Below are 18933 nucleotides of genomic sequence, written 5' to 3' on the forward strand. Positions count from 1 at the left end.
GGAGCGAAGCGCAATCCGGGATTCTCGCCTGAAGTAAGAGCCCCGGATTTCGCTTCGCTCCATCCGGGCTACGAGGGGAGTGACCGATCACTCCCCGTGCGAGTCCCCATTCGCGCCGTTCCCGCTCTCCGCCTCTTCCGTGATGTGCTCGACCGACACCACATGCTCGTCCTCGGCGGTGTCGAACACGATCACGCCTTGGGTCGAGCGGCCGGCGATGCGGATGCCTTCGACCGGGCAGCGGATCAGCTGGCCCTTGTCGGTGACCAGCATGATCTGATCGGCATCCTCCACCGGGAACGAGGCAACGAGGTTGCCGTTGCGGTTGTTGACGCTCATGGCGACGATGCCTTTGCCGCCGCGGCCCGTGGTGCGGTACTCGTAGGACGAGGTCCGCTTGCCATAGCCGTTGACGGAGACGGTCAGCACGACCTGCTCGGCCGCCGACATCTCGACATAGCGCTCCTGCGGGAGCTGGAAGCTGCCCGAGGTTTCTTCGGCCTCGGCATCCGCTGCCGGCTCTTCGGCCGCAGCTTCGCCGGCGACCGCGCGGCGCATTTTCAGGTAGGCCGAGCGCTCGTCCGAGGTGGTCTCGACGTGGCGCAGGATCGCCAGCGAAATCACCTTGTCGCCTTCGCCGAGCGCAATGCCGCGTACGCCCATCGAGGTGCGCCCGGTGAACACGCGCACGTCGGTGACGGGGAAGCGGATGCACTGACCGCCGGCGGCGGTCAGCAGCACGTCGTCGCGTTCGGTGCAGATCTGCACGTCGACGATGGCTTCATTCTCGTCGAGCTTCATCGCGATGATGCCGGAGCGGCGGACGTCGACGAAATCGGACAGCTTGTTGCGTCGGACGTTGCCGCCGGTCGTGGCAAACATCACGTCGAGATTGCCCCAGGTCGATTCGTCCTCGGGCAGCGGCATGATGGTGGTGATGCGCTCGCCCTGCTCCAGCGGCAGGATGTTGATCAGCGCCTTGCCGCGCGCGTTGGGAGCCGCCATCGGCAGCCGCCAGACCTTCTCCTTGTAGACCTGGCCGCGCGAGGAGAAGAACAGCACCGGCGTGTGCGTGGACGCCACGAACAGACGTGACACGAAGTCCTCGTCGCGGGTCTGCATGCCGGCGCGGCCCTTGCCGCCGCGGCGCTGGGCGCGATAGGCCGACAGCGGCACGCGCTTGACGTAGCCGGCGTGGGAGACGGTGACGACCATGTCCTCGCGCTGGATCAGGTCCTCGTCCTCGACCTCGCCTTCCTGCTCGATGATGACGGTGCGGCGCGGCGTGGCGAACTCGGCCTTCACCTCGGCGAGCTCGGTCTTGATGATGGTCAGCACGCGTTCGCGCGAGCGCAGGATGTCGAGATAATCGGCGATCTCGCCGGCGAGCTTGTCGAGCTCGTCGCGGATTTCTTCGCGGCCGAGGGCCGTGAGGCGCTGCAGGCGCAGATCGAGAATGGCCCTCGCCTGCTCCATCGACAGCCGGATGGTGCCGTCCGCGCTGATGCGGTGGCGGGGATCGTCGATCAGCGTCAGCATGTCCTCGACGTCCCGGGCCGGCCAGTCGCGTGACATCAGGGTGTCGCGGGCGGCGGTTGGGTCCGGCGAGGTCCGAATGACGCGGATCATCTCGTCGATATTGGCGACCGCGATCGCCAGACCGACCAGGATGTGGGCGCGATCGCGCGCCTTGGCGAGCAGGTACTTGGTGCGCCGCGTGACGACCCGTTCACGGAAGTCGACGAAGATCGCCAGCAGGTCCTTCAGATGCATGATCCGCGGACGGCCGCTGTCGAGCGCCACCATGTTGACGCCGAAGCTGGTCTGCAGCGGCGTGAACCTGTAGAGCTGGTTCAGCACCACATCCGGCACGGCGTCGCGCTTCAACTCGATGACGACGCGGTAGCCGTCGCGGTCGGATTCATCGCGGAGGTCGCCGATGCCCTCGATCTTCTTTTCCTTCACCAGCTCGGCGATGCGCTCGACCATCGTCGCCTTGTTCACCTGGTAGGGAATCTCGGTGATGATGATCGCCTCGCGCTCCTTGCGGATGGTCTCGATCGCGACCTTGCCGCGCATGACGACCGAGCCGCGGCCGAGATGATAGGCGGCGCGGATGCCCGCGCGTCCGAGAATGACGCCGCCGGTCGGAAAATCCGGTCCCGGCACGATGTTGATCAGCTCGTCGATGGTGAGCGCCGGGTTGTCGATCAGCGCGATGCAGGCGTCGATGACCTCGCCAAGATTGTGCGGCGGGATGTTGGTGGCCATGCCGACCGCGATGCCGCCGGCGCCGTTGACGAGAAGGTTCGGGAACTTGGCCGGCAGGACCGACGGCTCGGTCTCGTTGTTGTCGTAGTTGGGCTGGAAGTCGACGGTGTCCTTGTCGATGTCGGCCAGCAGCGCCAGCGCGGCCTTGGTCAGGCGCGCTTCGGTGTAACGATAGGCGGCCGCGGGATCGCCGTCGACCGAGCCGAAATTGCCCTGGCCGTCGATCAGCGGCACGCGCATCGAGAAGTCCTGCGCCATGCGGACCATGGCGTCGTAGATCGACTGGTCGCCGTGCGGATGATACTTACCGATGACGTCGCCGACCACGCGGGCGGACTTGACGTACTTCTTGTCGGGCGTGTGCCCCTGCTCGTTCATCGAGTACAGGATGCGCCGATGCACCGGCTTCAGACCGTCCCGGGCATCGGGCAGCGCACGCGCCACGATCACGCTCATGGCGTAATCGAGATACGACTTCTTCATCTCCTCGTAGATGGAGACGGGGCGAATGTCCGAGGGTTGCGCCGGCTGATCGCCGGGCTTGTTGTCGTCGTCAGCCAAGGGGGAATCCGGTGAGTTTTTGTCTGGGAATCATATAACGCATCGCGCCCCTGATAACCACCCTTGGCGGAAGCTTGGAAGCGCTTTTTCCGTCTATTTTTCCAATAACTTAAGGCCTTGCAGCGGGCATCCTGGATGAGCCTGGAACCGGCCCTGCGAAACCGCCTCTGCGGCCCCGTCAAATCGCGCGCGCAAGGACCCCCGTCGGTCACCTTTGCAAGGCGCAATCCGAGTTCACCCCAAACATGAAGAGGGCCCGGAATCCCGAGCCCTTCCCGTCGATTAGTAAGGTTTGCTGACACGACATGGAAGGGGCCGCTCAACCCGGCCGCGCCCTCCTCATCGCCCGATCCGTCCTCAGAACGGGATATCGTCGTCCATGTCGCTGTTGCGGCCACCGCCGCCGGCGGCAACGGGACGGCGCGGCGCGCTGCTGACGGGGCCGGAGGAGCCGAAATCACCGCCCGGCTCGTCGCCGAAGCTGCCGCCTCCACCGCCGCCGCCACGGCCGTCGAGCATGGTCAGGGTCGAGTTGAAGCCCTGCAGCACGACCTCGGTCGAGTACTTCTCGACGCCGCTCTGGTCGGTCCATTTGCGGGTCTGCAGCGCGCCCTCGATGTAAACCTTCGCGCCCTTCTTCAAGTACTGCTCGGCGACCTTGCAGAGGCCCTCATTGAAGATCACGACGCGATGCCACTCGGTCTTCTCCTTGCGCTCGCCGGTGTTCTTGTCACGCCAGGTCTCCGAGGTGGCGATGCTCAAATTCGCAATCGGCCGCCCGTCCTGGGTGCGGCGGATTTCAGGATCCTTGCCGAGATTTCCAACCAGAATGACCTTGTTGACGCTTCCCGCCATCGCCGCTCTCCACTCCGAATGCCACTGATCTAAAGGCCGAAATTTAAAGGCCGGGCGCGCTGCCCGCCTTCCTCTGCCGCCCTGTTGAGGCGACCCTATACGCTTGCGGGCGCCGCTCAGCCCGTCACCCCCAAGGTTATCCCCACATATAGCATCGACCCGCGCCATGTTCCAGATTTGTTCTTTTCGGGAATCCACCGAATAAAGGCTGGTGGCGCAATCGTTCGTGACGCCGGCGGAACGATGATGTCGTCACCGGCCTCTCATTTTCAACCGGGCGAGCGAGCCCCGCTGGCGACGCGCACGGCACACGCTCCGGGCGCATCAACGACGTCGATATCGTCATGATCGCGCGAATCCCGCGGCGGTCGGCCCGCCGATCACAGCACATATCGCCCTGATCTTGTTCCGAAATCGGAACCCGGAGCGGCGCGACGTCAGACGCTCGGAAGCAATAAGTCAGCAACCATCACCTTTTCAGTCACTGTGGCTTTCAGGAGACACAACTTGCGGCTTCAGTGGTGTAAGCACTGCCTCAGTTGGGCCATCGAGTCCGCTGCCCTTCCGGTCAAGGAAGGCAACAACAGAAACTGGGACTGGGATTAAGTTGAAAATGAAAAAGGTTTTGTTGGCTTCGGCCTGTTTGTTCGCTCTGGCTGCCCCCGCTTCGGCTGCTGACCTCGCGGCTCGCCCCTACACCAAGGCGCCGGTGGCTCCGATGGCTTCGGTCTACAACTGGACCGGCTTCTATCTCGGTATCGTCGGTGGCGGCGCCTGGGAAAACGCTTCGGGCGATCCGAAGATGAAGGGTGGCTTCGTCGGCGGCACCGCCGGCTACAACTGGCAGACCGGCAACGTCGTGTTCGGCCTCGAGGCCGATGGCGCCTGGGCTGACGTCAGCGCTTCGGCCGCTGGCACGGTTTTCGTCCCCGGCGTCGGTGGCATCCCCGCCTCGCTGACCTCCAAGACCGACGCGATGGGCACCGTGCGCGGCCGCATCGGCTACGCCGTCAACAACGTGCTGTTCTACGGCACCGGCGGCTACGCTTGGATCGACAACAAGCTCACCGCCACCCTGGGCGCCGCGTCGGTCTCCGACAGCAAGTGGCACTCCGGCTGGACCGTTGGTGCCGGCATCGAGGCGTTCTTCGCTCCGCAGTGGTCGGTCAAGGGCGAGTACCTCTATCGCAGCCTCGGCGGCGAGACCTACTTCTCGGGCGCCATTCCCACCGGCACGCTCAACCTCCACACCGTGCAGGTCGGCGTGAACTATCACTTCGGCGCCCCGGTCGTCGCGAAGTATTGATCTCTGCTACCGACGTCACATCGTCACGAAAGGCCGGCCTTGCGCCGGCCTTTTTGTTTGGCCCGCGTGTTTGGCCTCGTTCCACGCCCTCCTGCTGCCAGATGCCGCCAGCGCGCCAACATTCCGTTGACTAGTCGCAAGTCCCACTGGAAATCCGTCTCCGTTCTTCCTACGTTCGCTACCATACCCATCGGCGCCGATCCCGGTTCCGGGCGAAGCGCGCCTTTATGCTGGCGCGATCGCGCACCTTTGGGCTTCCTTGAGGGCAACTCGGATGGATGAAGTGATCAAGGCGAAGCGCCAACAGCAGAACGCGGGCTCCAGCCTGCGCGCAATTACGATCCGTGGCGCGCGCGAGCACAACCTCAAGAACATCGACGTCGAGATTCCCCGCGACAAGCTGGTGGTGTTCACCGGCCTCTCCGGCTCCGGCAAATCCTCGCTCGCCTTCGACACCATCTATGCCGAGGGCCAGCGCCGCTACGTCGAATCGCTGTCGGCCTATGCGCGCCAGTTCCTGGAGATGATGCAGAAGCCCGACGTCGACCAGATCGACGGCCTCTCGCCGGCGATCTCGATCGAGCAGAAGACGACGTCGAAGAACCCGCGCTCCACCGTCGGCACCGTCACCGAGATCTACGACTACATGCGCCTCTTGTGGGCGCGCGTCGGCGTGCCCTATTCGCCGGCCACCGGCCTGCCGATCGAGAGCCAGACCGTCTCGCAGATGGTCGACCGCGTGCTGGCGCTGCCCGAAGGCACCCGCCTCTATCTGCTCGCGCCGGTCGTGCGCGGCCGCAAGGGCGAGTACCGCAAGGAGCTCGCCGAATGGCTCAAGAAGGGCTTTCAGCGCGTCAAGATCGACGGCACCTTCCATGAGCTCGCGGAAGCGCCGACGCTGGACAAGAAATTCCCGCACGACATCGACGTGGTCGTCGACCGCATCGTGGTGCGCGCCGACATCGGCCAGCGCCTCGCCGAAAGCTTTGAGACCGCGCTGAAGCTCGCCGAGGGCCTTGCCGTCATCGAGTATGCCGACGCACCGGCTGCGGCGGCTGCCGAAGAGAAAAAGAAGACCGCCAAGATCCATGACAAGAGCGGTCCCGAGCGCATCCTGTTCTCGGAAAAGTTCGCCTGCCCGGTCTCCGGCTTCACCATTCCCGAGGTCGAGCCGCGCCTGTTCTCCTTCAACAATCCCTATGGCGCCTGTCCCGCTTGCGGCGGCCTCGGCGTCGAGCAGCATGTCGACGAGGATCTCGTCATCCCCGACAAGGAGGCCGCCATCGGCAAGGGCGCGATCGCGCCCTGGGCCAAATCGTCCTCGCCCTATTACGTGCAGACGCTGACCGCGCTCGGCAAGCACTACAAGTTCACGCTCACCACCAAGTGGAAGGACCTGCCGAAGAAGACGCAAAACGCGATCCTCCATGGCTCCGGCGAGGACGAGATCAAGTTCTCCTACGAGGACGGCGTGCGCTCCTACGACACCAAGAAGCCGTTCGAGGGCGTCATCACCAACATCAACCGCCGCTATCGCGAGACCGAGAGCGAGTGGGCCCGCGAGGAGCTGGCGAAGTATTTCCACGACGTGCCCTGCGAGGCGTGCCATGGTTTCCGGCTCAAGCCCGAGGCGCTCTGCGTCAAGATCGGCGGCAAGCACATCGGAGAGATCTCGGAGCTGTCGGTCAGGAAGGCCGGCGAGTGGTTCGAGACCGTGCCGGCGGCGCTGAACACGCAGCAGAACGAGATCGCCGGCCGCATCCTGAAAGAGATCCGCGAGCGCCTCACCTTCCTGCTCGACGTCGGCCTCAACTACCTCACGCTGTCGCGCTCCTCCGGCACGCTGTCCGGCGGCGAGAGCCAGCGCATCCGCCTCGCCTCGCAGATCGGCTCGGGACTGACAGGCGTGCTCTACGTGCTGGACGAGCCCTCGATCGGCCTGCACCAGCGCGACAACGCCCGCCTGCTCGACACCCTCAAGCGCCTTCGCGACCTCGGCAACACCGTGATCGTGGTCGAGCATGACGAGGATGCCATCCTGCTCGCCGACCACGTGCTCGACATCGGCCCCGGTGCCGGCATGCATGGCGGCAACATCATTGCCGAAGGCACGCCCGCCGAGATCATGCGCAACCCGAAATCGCTGACCGGCAAGTACCTGACCGGCGAGCTCGAGGTCGAGGTGCCGGAGCGGCGTCCGCCGAACCATCGCCGCACCATCAAGGTGGTCAACGCGCGCGGCAACAATCTTAAGAACGTCACCGCCGAAATTCCGCTCGGCCTGTTCACCGCCGTCACCGGCGTCTCCGGCGGCGGCAAGTCGACGCTGCTGATCGACACGCTCTACAAGGCCATCGCCCGCAAGCTGAACAACGCGAGCGAAGGCGCCGCCCCGCACGACCGCATCGAGGGCCTCGAGCATATCGACAAGATCATCGACATCGACCAGTCGCCGATCGGCCGCACCCCGCGCTCCAACCCTGCGACCTACACCGGCGCCTTCACGCCGATCCGCGAATGGTTCGCCGGCTTGCCGGAGTCCAAGGCGCGCGGCTATGAGCCCGGCCGCTTCTCCTTCAACGTCAAGGGCGGCCGCTGCGAGGCCTGCCAGGGCGACGGCGTCATCAAGATCGAGATGCACTTCCTGCCCGACGTCTACGTCACCTGCGACGTCTGCAAGGGCAAGCGCTACAACCGCGAGACGCTGGAGGTCCTGTTCAAGGGCAAGTCCATCGCCGACGTGCTCGACATGACCGTCGAGGAAGCCGCCGAGTTCTTCAAGGCGGTGCCGCGCGTGCGCGAAACCTTCCAGACCCTGCACCGCGTCGGGCTCGACTACATCCATGTCGGCCAGCAGGCGACGACGCTGTCGGGCGGTGAGGCCCAGCGCGTCAAGCTCGCCAAGGAATTGTCGAAGCGCGCCACCGGCCGCACGCTCTACATCCTGGACGAGCCCACCACCGGCCTGCACTTTCACGACGTCAAGAAGCTGCTGGAAGTGCTTCACGAGCTGGTCGCGCAGGGCAACACGGTCGTCGTGATCGAGCACAATCTCGAAGTCATCAAGACCGCAGACTGGGTCATCGACCTCGGCCCCGAAGGCGGCGACGGCGGCGGCGAGATCGTGGCCTGGGGCCCGCCGGAAGACATCGCGAAAGCGCCGCGGAGCTATACGGGGAAGTTTCTGGCCCCGGTGCTGAAGAAGGCGGGTAAGCCGAAGCGGCGGAGCACGAGCGAGGCGGCTGAGTAGCAGCTGTCGCCCGGGCAGCAGGAATCGAGCCGCGGTGGGGTAATCTCGATGTCGAGCCGAACCTATAGATTATTTCGGAACGCCATCCTTGCCGAGCAACAGGTGACCTGCGTCTACGAGGGTCGCCACCGCGAACTCTGCCCGCATATCATCGGCATCAACAAATCCGGCGAAGAGGCGGTGCTGGCCTGGCAGTTTGCAGGCGAGAGCAGTAGACCGCTGCCGCAGTGGCGCTGCCTGAAGCTGGCAAATGTCAGCGGCGCCCGGGCGCGGAATGGCCGCTGGCATGAAGGCGGCTCGCACCGAACCACTCAGACCTGCGTCAGCAACATTGATCTCGACGTCAACGTCGACGTTCGCAGACTGTCGTCCCGCTAACGACCCACGAATTCAATAACAGCCTCCCCCCGCGCGACGGCTTCGACAATTTGTGGCATGGCGGCCAGAAACTGGCGGATCAGCGCGCGATTGTCGATGTTGCCCACGCGCACCCACAGGACGATCGGCCCCTGCCTCTTTGCAGTGCGCAGAAGGGAGAAATCGCGATCCTTGGTCACGAGGACCGCCGCTCGAGAAATGGCTTCGTTCCAGATCACTCGGTCGAGCGCGTTTGCCATCCCGAACTCGGCCACATGAGCCGCATCGTATCCAGCGCGACGCATGGCTTCCGCGAGCGCCGGAGGAAGCTGCGCATCGATCAAGTATGGCAAGGTTATTTGGCCGCTATGATCGGGTGATCGAGCTGGCGGGCGGCATAAGCCAGCACCGCGTCGATGTCAGCGTCCTCCAGATACGGATAATCTTCGAGAATGCTCTCACGCGACTGTCCAGCGGACAGCAGTCCCAGGACGTCGGCAACCGTGATGCGAAGGTCGCGAATGCAGGGACGTCCATGCATACGCTGCGGATCGACCGTAATCCTTGCCAGTAGCTCCGACATCTGTCACCTCTGCCGGTGAATATAGCATCTCCGACGGCATCTGTCAGCGCAGCGCTCCCAGCCCGATGCACGGCCCGCCCGCCCGCACGCACCCGCCCCCATGCCCTACGCCCTCGCCATCTTCGATCTCGACGGCACGCTCGCCGACAGCTTCCCGTGGTTCCTGCGCACCATCAACGACATCGCCGACCGCTTCGGTTTTCGCCGCGTCGCTGATGAGGACATCGAGAGCCTGCGGCATGCATCGACGCGCGAGATCCTCTCCCGGCTCGACGTGCCCTTGTGGAAGCTGCCGGCGATCGCGCGGCATGCGCGGCGACTGAAGGCGGAAGCGGCAAGCGAGATCTCGCTGTTCGCAGGCGTCGAGACCACGCTGCAGGCGCTGACCGACAACGGCGTGCAGCTCGCGCTGGTGACGTCCGACAGCGAGGCCAATGCGCGCGAAAAACTCGGGGATGCCGCCGCGCTGTTTTCGCATTTCGACTGCGCGGCTTCGCTGTTCGGCAAGCCCGCGAAATTCCGCCGCGTCATCCGCCGCGCCGGTGTCGCGCCGGGCCAGGTCATCGCGATCGGCGACGAGGTGCGCGACATCGAGGCGGCCCGCGCCGTCGGCATCGCCTGCGGCGCGGTGTGCTGGGGTTACGCGGCGCCGGCAGCGCTGCGGGCGCACGCGCCGGATCACGTGTTCGAGCGGATGGATGAAATTACGGACAGTATTAGTCGATAGGCGGCCAGTTTCGGTTCGAGCCGTTTGGGCAAACACGATGCACAATCTGTGCGGACGCCGATCGACGATAAAAATTAGAGATTGATTTTCGTCTGACACATGCTCAGATTGAAGCTTTACACCTCGCAATCATTGTCTCGCAGTCATTCATGGAGCCTTGGCATGCCCCGAAGCCGAAGCATGTATATTTGGAAGCTCGAACCGGTTCTCGCCGCCGAAGGTGGCGTCAACAAGCTCGTCGAGAAAGCGCGCCGTGCCAAGCTCTCGGCGATCTGGGTCAAGGTCGCCGATGGCGTTTCGCCGTATCGCAACGTGACCGGGGCGATGGCCGCCACGATGACCAATCTCGTCAACAAGGCTCATGACAGCAATTTGCAGGTCTGGGGTTGGCAGGTCCCGCATTGCCCGACGACGCAGGCCGCTCAGGCCGAAGCGACGGCGTTCAGGAATCTGGCGCAGCAATTCGATCTGGACGGCATGATCATGGATGCCGAAGGCGGCGCGGAATTCTTTCACGGCGGCATCAATGAGGCGAGAGCCTACGGCACTGCGATGCGGCAGGCGGCGAACGCGCTGAGCAAACCCCTGGGAATGTCGAGCAACGACATCCCGCAGAACATCACTGGCTGGCTTCCGAGATTCACCGAAATCGCTCAGCACGCCGATTTCAACTTTCCCCAAACCTACTACGGCTCCAGTCCCAGCGTCGCATCGCGCATCGATCGTGCGGTCAACGGCAATGCGCATCTGACAATTCCTTTCGCCCCCGTTGGCGCGGGCTATGTCGGGGATGGCGGCGGCTGCGCGTCGGCCCAGGCCTGCGCGGAACGCGCGACCATCTTCATTCAGCTCTGCAAGGACCGGGATTATCAGAGCTATTCGTTCTGGCATTGGGCTGGCGCGCCGATGGCCCTGTGGGAGGTTCTGAACACCACACCGGCCTAGCGCCATAGCTCGGATGAAGTGAGCGAAATCCGGGGGCGTTCCCGCGCCCCTACTCTGTCCTGCGCAAGAACGCCCCGAACGCCCTCGGGCCGTCGCCGGTTTTGATCTCGCCGATCACCTTCAGCTCGGCCGCGTCGATGATGTTGAGCGTGTTGCTCTCCCAGCACGCCACGATGATACGCTTGCCGTCCGCTGTCGCGGCGATGCCCTCGGGATAGTCGCCGACATTGATCCGCTTCACCGGCTTCAAGCTCGCAACATCGAACACGCTGACGGTGCCGCCATATTGGTCGGTGACGAAGCCGCGCCCCAAAGTCAGCGCCACCGCATAGGGCCGCATGCCGACCGGCACGCGGCCGATCTCCCGCTCTTCTGCAATGTCGATCACGGAGACGTCGTCGGAGCCGACATTGGCGGTGTAGGCGCGCCTGCCCTCGGCATCGATGGTGACGCCGAACGGACGGGTGCCGACCTTGATGGTCGCCTTGCGCTGACGCGTCGTCGTGTCCACGACCGAGACGCTGTCGTCGTCGCGGTCTGCCGAGAGCAGCAGCTTGCCGTCGGGCGTCACCGCAAGGCCCGACGGCGAGGCGCCGACCGCGATGCTGGCGGTGACGCCGCGCGAGGCCGTATCGATCACCCGGACCGCGGCGGCGTACCAGTCGGCGACGTAGACCGTCTTGCCATCCGGCGCGACGGCGATGCCGAGCGGCCCGCCGCCGACCTCGATGCGGCCAGCGACCTGGCGGCTCGCGGCATCCACCACCGTCACCGCCTTGGCGTCGGGGCTCGTGACATAGGCAAAGCGCCCGTCCGCGCTGACGGCCACCCCCGCCGGCTTGCCGCCGATGGGAATGGTCGCGACGCTGCGCGAGGTTGCGAGGTCCACCACCATCAGATCGTCACTGAGCTGGTTGGTGACGAACGCCTCCTCGGCAGCCGCGCTGCCGAGGCCGGCATGGCAAAGGCTGGCGGCGAGCGCCGCCAGAGCCAGCACCCGCAAGTCCAGTGCCCGCAAGGTCAGCTGCCGCTCTCGATCTTCTTCTTCAGCGCCTCGAGCCCGGTCTTGTAGAGCCCGCTCACCGCGGTCTTGGCGGCCTCGTCGTTCAGCTCCGGCGGCGGATCGTTGTTGGGAAAGCCGCGATAGAACGCCCCGGCCCATTCCAGCTTGGCCTTGCCGTCCGGCGCCGGCGACACCGTCAGCGTCGAGGAATAATTGGTGACCGGCAGCACCTTCACGTCGACCTTGGTGATCCGGTACGAATAGCTCATCATGTCGGGCTCGTATTTGTAGAGCTCCTCCTCGACCGTCGCGCCGCCCTGCAGGGTCAGCGTCCGCGTCGCGCCGACCTCGTTGCCCTTCTCGCCCGTGGTCTTGGTGACGGGCGGAAGCCAGCTCATGTCCTGGAAGTTGCGGATCGCGGCCCAGACCTTGTCCTGCGGCGCGTTGATCTCGATGGATTCACGCACCTTCTGCCGGGTCGGCCCATGCGCCCAGGCGGCCGGTGAAAACACCGGCGCAAACGCCAGCGTCAAAGCCGCCGCTCCCGCGGTCGTCAGCACCGCAGCCACGGCCGTGCGTCGTCCAATCGTCACCCTCATCTCGTTTCCTCATACGTCCCGTTGATCGTGCGCGACTTGGAGCGCGCTGCGGTCATCCTAGCGTATTTTGGGGCCGAGGGGAGACCGGTTCGTGGCGTGGTTGCGGCGGCGATGTCCGCCCACCCACAACCCATTGCGCGGCCCGGCGGGCAAAACACCCATGGGAGGGTCAACGCCGCCGCCCGAAAAGATTTCTCTTTATCAGAACTTCGGATTATCGTATACGAGACCCATCCCGTCCCGGGCCGAGGGGCGCATCGCGATCGTCACGAACGCGGGATGGGACGTGGTGGACGTGAGGCGGCGTCGGCGCGAAGGGCTTCGCAGGGCGGGCAACCGTGAGCGAGGGTGTCGCGCACACGACCGGCGCAGCCTCCGTACGGCAAAATCGTGTGGTCCTGGCGCCCGGGGTCTGTGCGCCAAGTCTTGCGGTGATGCAGGCAGCCCAACCGGGCACGTGCATCAGTCATCCGCAAGGCGACGGGGGCAATAGCGCAACGCTCCCCGGGGAGAGCACGACATAAGCCGTCAACCCACTGCGCAGGGAAGGCCGGATGTTCGGCTTCACCTGTATGCCGCTGTGCAGCTTCTTGTCACGCAGGATTCGCACAGTGGACCGCGGGTGCCAGCCGGCACCCGGCCTTCCCTGCGCCCTCGGCACTTCCGAGGGTGGAGACTGAGGCAAAGCTCGGGCACGACGTGCCGCGAGAACGGGAAACCGCGCGTGCGATCCGGATCGGAAGGCGAGATGGATGCTTCGCTGCGCTCGCGATGACGGGGAGAGAGCGCGTGTCGATTACGCCCCTTCACCTATTCCTCCAGCGTCGCATCGACGAACCCGCGCGGGTCAGCACAAAACTCCCGCATCAGCCGATAATGATCGGTCTCCTCGACCGTCACAGGCTCCAGCCCATATTTCGCCAGCCGCAGCAGCCGCGCATTCGGATAAGCCATCAACATCGGCGCGTGCGTCGCCATGATCACCTGACAGATCCGGGATTCTTCCATGCGACGCAGCAGCTTGAGGAATTCGATCTGGCGTGCCGGCGACAGCGCCGATTCCGGCTCGTCGAAGATGAAGATACCCTGGCGTTGGCAGCGCTCCTCGAAGAAGCGCAGGAAGCCTTCGCCGTGGGAATGCGACAGGAAATCGGGACCGACCTGGCCGGCATCACGCGCGGCCTTGTCCAGATACCGCGCGACCGAGAAAAAGCTCTCGGCACGAAAGAACCAGCCATTGGTGATCTTCGGCAGCCAGCTCGCGCGCAGGGCCTTGCCGAGCTGGCCGCCCATCTTCTCGCGCGCCTCGGAATGATCGACCGCCATGTAACCCTTGCCGCCGCCGGCATCGTCGTAGCCGGCAAGCGCTGCGATCCCCTCCAGGATCGTCGACTTCCCGGTGCCGTTCTCACCGACGATGATGGTGATGGCGGCGTCGAATTTGAGCTCGAATTCATCCGGGAAGATGGGCAGGCAGAACGGATAGACCTCGCGATCGTGGACGCGCGACGGGTCGAGCCAGACCCGTTTCAGGTAAGGCGCCGGCAAATTGATCGTCCGACCGCTTCTTCGGCTCATACGCTGCCTCCAGTTCATTCTGACCGATCTCTCGATCAGAACATAAAGGGAACACAACCCCCGCGTAAGCTGCATCTTGGAAACATATGGAAACAACTCGAAACAAACTCGTCTCACGTTACCGGCAGATAAATTAAAACGTCAGATTGTAAGCCGGGATGGCCCGAAGGAAACGCAACTGAGAGACTGCCTGCCGGCATGAGGCCGGCTCCCCTGCTCGCGACCCCGCAATGATTGACGGACGTCCGGGACGCCAAGAAGCCGCGAGGAATGCGCGATGGTGTCAACGTATTTCGGTTACAACTACATCACGCGCAATCTCAAGCAGTCCCTGACCCGGGTCGAACAGCAACCCGATGTCTCGCGCGAGGCCGCCTATTACAAAGCCCACATCGGCAATGTGAAGACCGTCGACGACTTGATGAAGGACTACCGCCTGTATCATTATGCGTTGAAGGCATACGGGCTGGAAGACATGGCATACGCCAACGCCTTCATGAAGAAGGTGCTGGAGAGCGACCTCAACGACTCCAAGAGCTTCGTCAACAAGCTGGTCGACAAACGCTACCGGGAGTTTGCCGCGGCGTTCTCCTTCAACGACGCTGCAAAGCCGGTTGCCCAGTCGGACAACCAGATCGACGAGATGATCGGTCTGTACACGGCGACCAAGAAGAGCCAGGTCGATGCACTCGCCAGCGACTCGAATTACTACAGCGCCCAGATCGGCAACGTCAGCAGCGCAGACGACATCCTGAACAACGATCGCCTGCGCAACTATGTCTATTCGGCATTCGGGATCGACGAAAGCAAGTGGCCGCCGGCCACGATCAGCCAGGTCCTGCGCAGCGACCCGTCCGATCCAAGCAGCTACGTCAACACCACCTTCGCGTCCCAGCTGAGCGGCCTCAACGCGGCGCGCGCCCAGGCGCAATCAGATGCCAGCACGGCCAGCTCGAACATCGCCAACTACACGGCCCAGCTCTCGCAACCGGGCGCAAACGTGCCCCAATTGCAAGTCCAGATCCTGGTCGAGAAGCATCACCTGGAGACGTATAAGAACAGCATCTCCAGTCTCAACGACCAGATCGCAACGATCGGCGGATTTGTGGATATGGCCGGCGCGTTCGAGTTCTCGCCCGACGGGTCGCTCCCGGCAGGCACGCCCGCGCAGACAGCTGCGAATATCACGCTCACGAAGAAGCGGTTCGACGACAGCAAGGCCGCGGTCTATTCGGCGGCAAGCCCGCTGAGCGAGGCCTTTGCAATCAATCAATTCAGAACGGCCATCCTCAAACTGAATTCGGTCGACGCGTTCGTATCGACGCCGAGCGTGTATGATTTTGCGCTCGGCGCCGTCGGCCTCGACCCGAAGAAGGTCTCGCAGGCGACCATCAAGGCCGTCCTCGAAAGCGACGTCGGCGATCCCAAGAGCTACGTATATACTCTCAAGGACAATCGATACGTTCAGCTCGCACGCGCGTTCAACTTCGATGCAAAAGGCAATCTGACGACCCCCCTGTTGGCGCAGGACGCGGCGGAGGTCCTCCAGATCTCGAGGGACTACGTCATTCAAGCGGTGAAGAGCGCAAGCACGTTGAGCACCAAGCAGCAGGCGGCGGTTCGGGCGCAAGCGGCCAAGGACGCGACGGCCTATCAGGAGGCGATCGCCGGCATCGACAGCGTTTCCGATCTTCTGGCAAACAGGCCGATGGTCGATCTGGTTCTCCTGGCCAAGGGCTTGAACCCCAGCAAGGTCAGCACCGATTTCCTCGAGAAGATCTTCGCCTCCGATCTGAACGATCCCAAGAGCTTCGCCAACACGCAGAGCGATCCTCGCTTTGCCGACATCGTGGCGTCGTTCAATTTCGACAGCAAGGGCAACGTCGTGCGCCTGCCGATGATGGGTCCCCAGAAGCGGGATCAATTGCGGGACACACAGGCAAATTATGTCCAGCAAAGCCTCGAGCAGCAGCAAGGCGAAACCAATCCCGGCGTACGCCTGGCGCTCTATTTCCAGCGCAAGGCGGGCGACATCACGTCGGCATACGACATCCTCGCCGACAAGGCTCTTTCGGAGGTGTTCAGGACCACCTTCAACTTACCTGATCAGATGGCGGCGATGCCGATCGACCAGCAGGCCAAGTACGTGGACAAGTTCATGAAGGTCAAGGATCTGTCCGACCCCGCGAAAGTCGCGAAGCTGCTGAGCCGCTTCTCGGCCATGTACGACGTCAAGAACAACCAGAGCACCGGCCAGGCTCAATCTCCCTTGCTCAATCTGTTTCAAGGGTCGGGCTCGGGCCTATCGAGCATGAGTGAATCCACGTACCTGGCGATCGCCAAACTGCGCGCTCACTGACGATCACTCGCCGTTACCAAAGCATGATCCGAAAGGTGCGCAGCGCTTTAGTCCAGCACCTCGAGCACCAGCTCCATGGTCATCAACACGGGATTGTCGCCACGGATCAGACGGCCCTCCGCGATGCCGCCGGTATAGTCGATGAGCGCGACGTCGAGCGCTGCTTCCAGCGCGCCGGCAGGACCGGGCGCGATCGCCCCGGCCGTGATCGCGAGCTCGGTGGCAAACGGTTCGGTCACGCCGCCATGGGCGAAGCGGGCACCGATGGTCGAGCCGACGCCGCCGCGCACCCTCGCGCGCGCAATGCCGTGCGCGCGGCAGAACTCTTCGAGCGAGCCGGCAAAATCCTGGTTGGGCCGCAGCCGCAGCGCGAAAGCACGGCTCGTCGTGCGCGCGCCGGTGCGCGCGGCGGCCACCGGCCCGAACAGCTTGAAATTGGTCTCGGGATCCGGCTCGGCGGTGAACATCGCGCCATCAAGGCCGAAGGCCTCGACCTCGAACGGCTCGGCGACGATGGTTTCATCCGGCATCATGTGGCCGCCGCCGGCCTTGCCGTCCGCCTCCGTCCACAGCCCGTGACAGTGAAAGAACGGCGCGCCGTCACGCATGCCGAGCGTCATGCTGCCGGGCTTCGTGCGCGTCGTGCCAGCCGGCCGATAGGTGTCGCTGTAGAACGCGGCGTTCTCGCCCGTCTTCGACAGCGCCGGCATGACATAGGCGAACGGCCCGAGCGCGCCGCGGGCGAAGCTCAGCACGCCGCCGGCAAATCCTTCGGCCGCAAAGCCGCGCCGCACGGCCTCCAGCAGCGACAGGCCCGGCTGAAGCGTGAAGGAAAAGGCGCGCCCCCTCGCTTCCACCCATTGGATGCGTTCTGCGAGCGGTGTGCCCGGCTGCTTGATACTCCGCATCACCTATGCTCAGCCTGCCTTGGTCTTGTCGAGATCGAGCAGGCCGCGCGCCTCGAGCTCGTCGCGCACCATGCGCTTCGGCACCTTGCCATAGCCGGATTTCGGCAAGGCCTCCCAGAAGAAGAAGCGCTTCGGCATCTTGTAGCGCGGCACTTTGGGCGAGAGGAACGCCGCCATCTCGGCCTCGCTCACCGCCTTCTCGCCCTCGCGCGCAACGCAGACGGCAACGCCGACCTCGCCCCAGGTCGCATCGGGCACGCCGAGCACCGCGACCTCGCCGACCGCGGGATGCGTCAGAATCTTCTCCTCGATCTCGCGCGGATAGATGTTGGAGCCGCCGGAGATGTACATGTCGGAGGCGCGTCCCGTGATGTAGACGAAGCCCTCCTCGTCCATGTGGCCGAGGTCGCCGGTGCGGAACCAGCCGTTGCGGAACGCCTTCGCATTGGCTTCGGGATTGTCGTAGTAACCGGCGAGCACCGCAGGCCCGATCACGCAGATCTCGCCGCTCTGGTTGGCCGCGAGCTCGCGCCCCTCGTCGTCCTGGATCGAGACCTGCATGCCGGTGCGCTCGAAGCCGCAAGTGCCGATCTTCGCATGCGGGCCGTCCTCGGGATCGTGCAGCGCGGCCGGCAGCACGGTGATGTTGCCCGTGACCTCGCCGAGGCCGAAATACTGCACGATGACCTTGCCGAGCTTCCTCAACGCGGTCTTCTGATCCTCGCGGTACATCGGCGCGCCCGCATAGATGACGTGACGCAGCGAGGAATGATCGTATTTGTCGACGGCGGGGTGCTCGACCATCATCTTCAGGATGGTCGGCACGGTGAAGAGATTGGCAACCCGATGCGCCTCGATCAGGCGGAACGCCTCGTTGATGTCGAACTTCTCGGTCGGCAAGAGAACGGTGCAGACGCCGCGCGCGGTCTGCACCAGCTGATGTACGCCGGCGCCGTGCGACAGCGGCGCCACCACCAGCGAGGCGTCGTTCTCGGTGACGCCGGGCGTGAGATCGGCGAGATGGTTGGTGACGACAAAGCCCATCTGGCCATGCGTCAGCACCGCGGCCTTGGAACGGCCTGTCGTGCCCGAGGTGAAGAAGAACCAGCAGGGATCGTCGTGCTCGACGGCGACGTTCTCGACCACCTCCCCGGCTCGCGAGGCGATGGCCTCAGCAACCGACGTCTCGCCGAACGCACCCTTGCCGTCGATGCTCCAGGTGAACTCCAGCGCGCCGCCCTTCACGGCCGCGGCATGCTCGGGAAAATCGACATGGCACAGGAACGCCTTCGCCCCCGAGGCCTGTGCGAGATAGGTCACCTCATCCGGCATCAGGCGGAAATTGGTGGGCACCCAGACCGCGCCGAGCCGGAACGCGGCGAACATCGAGAAGAACATCTCGTCGCCATTCTTGGAATGGACCAGGATGCGATCGCCCTTGACGATGCCGCGCGCGGCAAGCGCAGCCGCCAGCGCCGAGACCTGCGCATCGATCTGCCGCCAGCTCCAGGATCTGTCACCCCAGACGAAACCGGGACGCGCACCATGCCGCCGCGCATTCTGGGTCAGCATGTAAGCGAGATTCATGACGCGGCGGGACATGCGCAGGGGCTGCATGGGGATTCCTCTTC

15 protein-coding genes are annotated in these 18933 nt (G+C 64.2%); 6 read left to right on the forward strand and 9 right to left on the reverse strand.

What is annotated here, in order from left to right; all coding sequences use genetic code 11:
• Positions 1-87: 87 nt before the first annotated feature.
• Positions 88-2832, reverse strand: a complete 2745-nt coding sequence (gyrA, locus tag TSA1_RS01815; RefSeq protein ID WP_100174835.1) for a DNA gyrase subunit A — start codon at positions 2830-2832, stop codon at positions 88-90.
• Between the two features lie 357 nt (positions 2833-3189).
• Positions 3190-3687: a single-stranded DNA-binding protein gene (locus TSA1_RS01820; protein ID WP_100174836.1), complete on the reverse strand. Its 498-nt coding sequence runs from the start codon at positions 3685-3687 to the stop codon at positions 3190-3192.
• A 613-nt stretch (positions 3688-4300) separates the two neighbouring features.
• Here TSA1_RS01820 and TSA1_RS01825 point away from each other — a divergent pair.
• From TSA1_RS01825 to TSA1_RS01835, 3 genes are all read left to right on the forward strand, one after another.
• A complete protein-coding gene (locus tag TSA1_RS01825; RefSeq protein ID WP_100174837.1) occupies positions 4301-4993 on the forward strand; it encodes an outer membrane protein in 693 nt (230 codons plus the stop codon).
• Between the two features lie 274 nt (positions 4994-5267).
• Entirely contained in the window at positions 5268-8243 is a 2976-nt protein-coding gene (uvrA, locus tag TSA1_RS01830) for an excinuclease ABC subunit UvrA (protein WP_100174838.1), read from the forward strand.
• Positions 8244-8291: 48 nt separating this feature from the next.
• Positions 8292-8621: a hypothetical protein gene (locus TSA1_RS01835; RefSeq protein WP_100174839.1), complete on the forward strand. Its 330-nt coding sequence runs from the start codon at positions 8292-8294 to the stop codon at positions 8619-8621.
• Here TSA1_RS01835 and TSA1_RS01840 read toward each other — a convergent pair.
• On the reverse strand, positions 8618-8944 hold the full coding sequence (locus TSA1_RS01840) for a DUF5615 family PIN-like protein (protein ID WP_145984259.1): 327 nt from the start codon (positions 8942-8944) through the stop codon (positions 8618-8620). The genes TSA1_RS01835 and TSA1_RS01840 overlap by 4 nt on opposite strands.
• Before the next feature lie 11 nt (positions 8945-8955).
• On the reverse strand, positions 8956-9183 hold the full coding sequence (locus TSA1_RS01845; protein WP_100174841.1) for a DUF433 domain-containing protein: 228 nt from the start codon (positions 9181-9183) through the stop codon (positions 8956-8958).
• A gap of 100 nt (positions 9184-9283) precedes the next feature.
• On the opposite strand from TSA1_RS01845, the gene TSA1_RS01850 reads away from it, so the two are divergent.
• Positions 9284-9910, forward strand: coding sequence for an HAD-IA family hydrolase (locus TSA1_RS01850; RefSeq protein WP_100174842.1), 627 nt, complete (start codon positions 9284-9286; stop codon positions 9908-9910).
• 180 nt (positions 9911-10090) lie between these two features.
• Positions 10091-10855 (forward strand): hypothetical protein, encoded by a 765-nt coding sequence (locus TSA1_RS01855; protein WP_100174843.1) that lies wholly within the window; start codon positions 10091-10093, stop codon positions 10853-10855.
• A 49-nt stretch (positions 10856-10904) separates the two neighbouring features.
• Here TSA1_RS01855 and TSA1_RS01860 read toward each other — a convergent pair whose 3' ends face one another.
• The 3 genes from TSA1_RS01860 to TSA1_RS01880 all read right to left on the reverse strand — a co-directional run bounded on the left by TSA1_RS01860 (position 10905) and on the right by TSA1_RS01880 (position 14035).
• Positions 10905-11858 (reverse strand): YVTN family beta-propeller repeat protein, encoded by a 954-nt coding sequence (locus tag TSA1_RS01860; protein ID WP_100180921.1) that lies wholly within the window; start codon positions 11856-11858, stop codon positions 10905-10907.
• Between the two features lie 17 nt (positions 11859-11875).
• Positions 11876-12457: an SRPBCC family protein gene (locus TSA1_RS01865; RefSeq protein WP_100174844.1), complete on the reverse strand. Its 582-nt coding sequence runs from the start codon at positions 12455-12457 to the stop codon at positions 11876-11878.
• Between the two features lie 810 nt (positions 12458-13267).
• Positions 13268-14035 carry an AAA family ATPase gene (locus TSA1_RS01880; RefSeq protein ID WP_100174846.1) on the reverse strand — a complete coding sequence of 256 codons (768 nt, stop codon included), beginning with the start codon at positions 14033-14035 and terminating at the stop codon, positions 13268-13270.
• Positions 14036-14312: 277 nt separating this feature from the next.
• On the opposite strand from TSA1_RS01880, the gene TSA1_RS01885 reads away from it, so the two are divergent.
• The gene (locus TSA1_RS01885) at positions 14313-16394 is read left to right on the forward strand and encodes a DUF1217 domain-containing protein (RefSeq protein ID WP_100174847.1); all 2082 of its coding nucleotides are present in this window, start codon (positions 14313-14315) and stop codon (positions 16392-16394) included.
• Positions 16395-16441: 47 nt separating this feature from the next.
• Here the strand turns inward: TSA1_RS01885 and TSA1_RS01890 are convergent, their stop codons facing one another.
• Together TSA1_RS01890 and TSA1_RS01895 are read right to left on the reverse strand one after the other, a co-directional pair.
• A complete protein-coding gene (locus TSA1_RS01890) occupies positions 16442-17302 on the reverse strand; it encodes a PCC domain-containing protein (protein ID WP_100174848.1) in 861 nt (286 codons plus the stop codon).
• A gap of 9 nt (positions 17303-17311) precedes the next feature.
• Positions 17312-18919: an acyl-CoA synthetase gene (locus TSA1_RS01895; RefSeq protein WP_100174849.1), complete on the reverse strand. Its 1608-nt coding sequence runs from the start codon at positions 18917-18919 to the stop codon at positions 17312-17314.
• Positions 18920-18933 lie beyond the last annotated feature (14 nt).

It is taken from the genome of Bradyrhizobium nitroreducens (assembly GCF_002776695.1).
In the GTDB taxonomy this organism is placed as follows: domain Bacteria; phylum Pseudomonadota; class Alphaproteobacteria; order Rhizobiales; family Xanthobacteraceae; genus Bradyrhizobium; species Bradyrhizobium nitroreducens.

Excerpts from the sequence above, each read along its gene's own strand:
- TSA1_RS01820 (WP_100174836.1), bottom strand. The coding sequence starts at position 3,687 with ATGGCGGGAAGCGTCAACAAGGTCATTCTGGTTGGAAATCTCGGCAAG.
- TSA1_RS01825 (WP_100174837.1), top strand. The coding sequence starts at position 4,301 with ATGAAAAAGGTTTTGTTGGCTTCGGCCTGTTTGTTCGCTCTGGCTGCC.
- uvrA (WP_100174838.1), top strand. The coding sequence starts at position 5,268 with ATGGATGAAGTGATCAAGGCGAAGCGCCAACAGCAGAACGCGGGCTCC.
- TSA1_RS01835 (WP_100174839.1), top strand. The coding sequence starts at position 8,292 with ATGTCGAGCCGAACCTATAGATTATTTCGGAACGCCATCCTTGCCGAG.
- TSA1_RS01845 (WP_100174841.1), bottom strand. The coding sequence starts at position 9,183 with ATGTCGGAGCTACTGGCAAGGATTACGGTCGATCCGCAGCGTATGCAT.
- TSA1_RS01850 (WP_100174842.1), top strand. The coding sequence starts at position 9,284 with ATGCCCTACGCCCTCGCCATCTTCGATCTCGACGGCACGCTCGCCGAC.
- TSA1_RS01855 (WP_100174843.1), top strand. The coding sequence starts at position 10,091 with ATGTATATTTGGAAGCTCGAACCGGTTCTCGCCGCCGAAGGTGGCGTC.
- TSA1_RS01865 (WP_100174844.1), bottom strand. The coding sequence starts at position 12,457 with ATGAGGGTGACGATTGGACGACGCACGGCCGTGGCTGCGGTGCTGACG.
- TSA1_RS01880 (WP_100174846.1), bottom strand. The coding sequence starts at position 14,035 with ATGAGCCGAAGAAGCGGTCGGACGATCAATTTGCCGGCGCCTTACCTG.
- TSA1_RS01885 (WP_100174847.1), top strand. The coding sequence starts at position 14,313 with ATGGTGTCAACGTATTTCGGTTACAACTACATCACGCGCAATCTCAAG.
- TSA1_RS01890 (WP_100174848.1), bottom strand. The coding sequence starts at position 17,302 with ATGCGGAGTATCAAGCAGCCGGGCACACCGCTCGCAGAACGCATCCAA.
- TSA1_RS01895 (WP_100174849.1), bottom strand. The coding sequence starts at position 18,919 with ATGCAGCCCCTGCGCATGTCCCGCCGCGTCATGAATCTCGCTTACATG.